This window comes from Kamptonema sp. PCC 6506, assembly GCF_000180455.1.
GTDB classification, from domain to species: domain Bacteria; phylum Cyanobacteriota; class Cyanobacteriia; order Cyanobacteriales; family Microcoleaceae; genus Kamptonema; species Kamptonema formosum.
The window spans coordinates 1-2,910 of record NZ_CACA01000045.1 but is presented as its reverse complement, the minus strand read 5'-3'; the positions used below and the strand labels follow the sequence as shown (position 1 = coordinate 2,910).

Below are 2,910 nucleotides of genomic sequence, written 5' to 3'. Positions count from 1 at the left end.
AAAACTACTAATTAGACTTCTCTTGTAGCGCATCCTTCGCTGATACTCCATCCCCCTCAACTCCAAAATACCAAAGACTTGCCGCCGCCTCTGCACGGCTAACAGATTTATTAGGCTGAAACAGGGTTGTAAAACCAAAAACTCGGCGAATATTAGCTAAATCTCCATTATTGAAATCAGCTAAAACTGCTCGTGCAGCACCCGAATCAATCTTCGAGGTATCTTGAAAACCCCACCTTTCTTTCACCGCATCAATATTAGCTGAAGGCAAAGCTTGACGAGTATCCAGAGGCACTTTCCAGAGCATCATCGCTGCACGAGTTAAAGGCTCGTTTGGTCGAAACTTGACATTTTTAGTATCCCCAGAAAGGGAACTAGGAATTAAACCTGCTTCTGCTAAACCTTGAATTGCTGGAAAATCAGGATCGGTTTTTGGGACATCAGTAAAAGCCGCCGTAGTTGATGTTATCGCTAACCGAATTTGTTTCGCTGGACGATTAGCATAAATCTTATTATTAGCCGCTACCAGCCAGCGTGCATACTCGCGGCGAGTAATAGTTTTGTTAGGTTCCGGTAAGGTATTAGTAATATCTGAACTCTGATTTTGCGATCGCAATTTCAACACGCCTAACTCGACTACCTCAGCTACATACTGACGCAATTCTTGAGGTACTTCGCTTTGCTCCTGTGCCTTTGGTGTTGATATAACTTTATTGTCTAAATTAGGAGAAGCAGAGGCACTTGGCGAAGGCGAAGAATTGGTAATGGCGGGAGAATTACTCGGTTCTGGTGTAGCAGCAATTTCCTGAGAATCTTTGCCGTACTCAATCGTAAATTCTGTAGCCGCACCCGATTTCTGATTAGGTACAAACGATACAGCGACACGCAAATTATTCTTAGTTGCCGTCAATGTTCCTTGTTCATCTTCCGTAGGTGGTAATTTAATTTCCCATTTTTGACGTTGAAATTCTGTCTGATAATAATTCTGAATGTAGTTGCTGGGATCGGTGCTTTTCCAACGAAGTTGTACCTTGTCTTCAGTGGGATTATTTAGCTTAGTAACTTCGAGCAACTCAGCATTAGTATAAAGTGGAATTTCATTGGGAAAATCAGGGGGCAACTTAGCAGTTGAGGTATTAGATTGGTTAGTAGCAAGAGGTGGCGGCGTGGGTACTCTCAAGCTAGCGGGACTTTCCTGAAGTCGGGGATCGGCGGCCAAAGACTCCTCAAGTGCTTTACTATTAGGACTATTGGCACAAGCCGTCAACGAGGCTAGCAAAAATATGGTTAAGCTGGCATTGGCAGCGTGACTTTGAATCCTGACCAAATATTTCGAGGATCTAAGCCATCGAGTAAATATAGTATCCACAATAAGTCTCCTCATTACCTATCTCTTTAAGGCTAGCGTAAATATTCACCCTGGATGCGATCGCCAGATTTCGAGGTCTGTCCCCCTATGGTCGATCTCGCTTGCGATTCATTTTTATTTGTTGAGTTTTATGAAAAAATTCACAACTAGGTACAGAACGTGCTAAAATCAGCCACACTTCATGGAGGTGCTTAAATCTCTGGAAAAGATTGTCAGAACCATCGGATTTAATTTTTTAATAAGGCATCTATGGAATTTAGCCTGATTCTTTCCAATATTCTCAACCCTCCAGTGTTGTTCTTTTTTGTCGGATTGGCAGCAGTTTGGCTCAAGTCAGATTTAGAAATTCCCCAGCCATTGCCAAAACTATTTTCTCTCTATCTCCTGTTTGCAATTGGCTTCAAAGGTGGTCACGAAATTATTGAGAGTGGCGTAAGTGTGGAAATTGGATTTACTCTTTTAGCCGCAATGTTAATGGCTTGCATAGTACCAATTTACTCATTTTTTATCTTAAGAATCAAGCTAGATGTTTATAATGCAGCAGCGATTGCTGCCACCTACGGCTCTATCAGTGCTGTCACTTTTATTACTGCCAGCGCATTACTAACCAAATTAAATCTGAGTTTTGGCGGGCACATGGTTGCAGCTCTTGCTCTGATGGAATCTCCAGCTATTGTCATCGGCATCTTTTTAGTGCGTTTGTTTATCGATAAGCAAGAGAGCGAAGCTGAAAACGTTGAGCAAATATCTTGGATTGAGGTATTGCGAGAAGCCTGTCTGAATGGCTCGGTATTTTTGTTAGTAAGTAGTCTAATTATCGGATTGCTGACTGGCGACAGTGGTTGGCTAAAAATTAAGCTTTTTGCTGACGACTTGTTTTACGGGATATTGTGTTTTTTCCTTTTAGATATGGGATTGATTGCAGCCCGCCGGATTAATGACTTAAAGCAAGCTGGATCGTTTGTAATTGGCTTTTCTGTGGTAATGCCTTTGTTAAATGCTCTGATTGGGATCGGAATAGCAAAGCTTTTAGGTCTGTCTGTAGGCAACGCTCTACTTTTTGCGGTATTATGTGCAAGTGCATCCTATATAGCGGTTCCTGCTGCAATGCGGATGAGCGTGCCTGAAGCAAATCCCAGTTTATATATATCAATGGCACTAGCATTGACATTTCCATTTAACATTATCATTGGTATTCCGGTGTATTTACAGATTATTAACCGATTTTGGAATTGAATTTAATGGATACGATTAAGCGCATCGAAATAATTGTTCCCGCAATCGAACTCAAACCTGTGGTGAAACGGCTCGAAAAACTTGGGATTATTAAGTATAATATCATTCGCCAAGTGATAGGTAGGGGGGAGTTTGGGGAATCCAGCGACGATCTTGATGCTCAATTAAGTAGCGTGTATATCTTAACAACTTGTTTAGCTGGACAGGAAGATGCGGTGTTTTTAGAATTGCAGTCGATCCTACAAAAGTTTGGTGGTGTATTTTTGGTATCAGATGCGGTGTGCTATCGGTGTTAAGAAGAAAAT

At 41.7% G+C, this 2,910-nt stretch carries 3 protein-coding genes; 2 read left to right on the top strand and 1 reads right to left on the bottom strand.

Annotation, left to right across the window (positions count from 1 at the left end; translation table 11 throughout):
• Positions 1 to 7: 7 nt before the first annotated feature.
• Positions 8 to 1,369: an S-layer homology domain-containing protein gene (locus tag OSCI_RS02440; RefSeq protein WP_007353265.1), complete on the bottom strand. Its 1,362-nt coding sequence runs from the start codon at positions 1,367 to 1,369 to the stop codon at positions 8 to 10.
• A 249-nt stretch (positions 1,370 to 1,618) separates the two neighbouring features.
• Here OSCI_RS02440 and OSCI_RS02435 point away from each other — a divergent pair, with 249 nt between their 5' ends.
• On the top strand, positions 1,619 to 2,605 hold the full coding sequence (locus OSCI_RS02435) for a sodium-dependent bicarbonate transport family permease (RefSeq protein ID WP_007353264.1): 987 nt from the start codon (positions 1,619 to 1,621) through the stop codon (positions 2,603 to 2,605).
• 5 nt (positions 2,606 to 2,610) lie between these two features.
• The gene (locus OSCI_RS02430) at positions 2,611 to 2,901 is read left to right on the top strand and encodes a P-II family nitrogen regulator (protein ID WP_007353263.1); all 291 of its coding nucleotides are present in this window, start codon (positions 2,611 to 2,613) and stop codon (positions 2,899 to 2,901) included.
• The last annotated feature ends 9 nt before the right edge of the window (positions 2,902 to 2,910 follow it).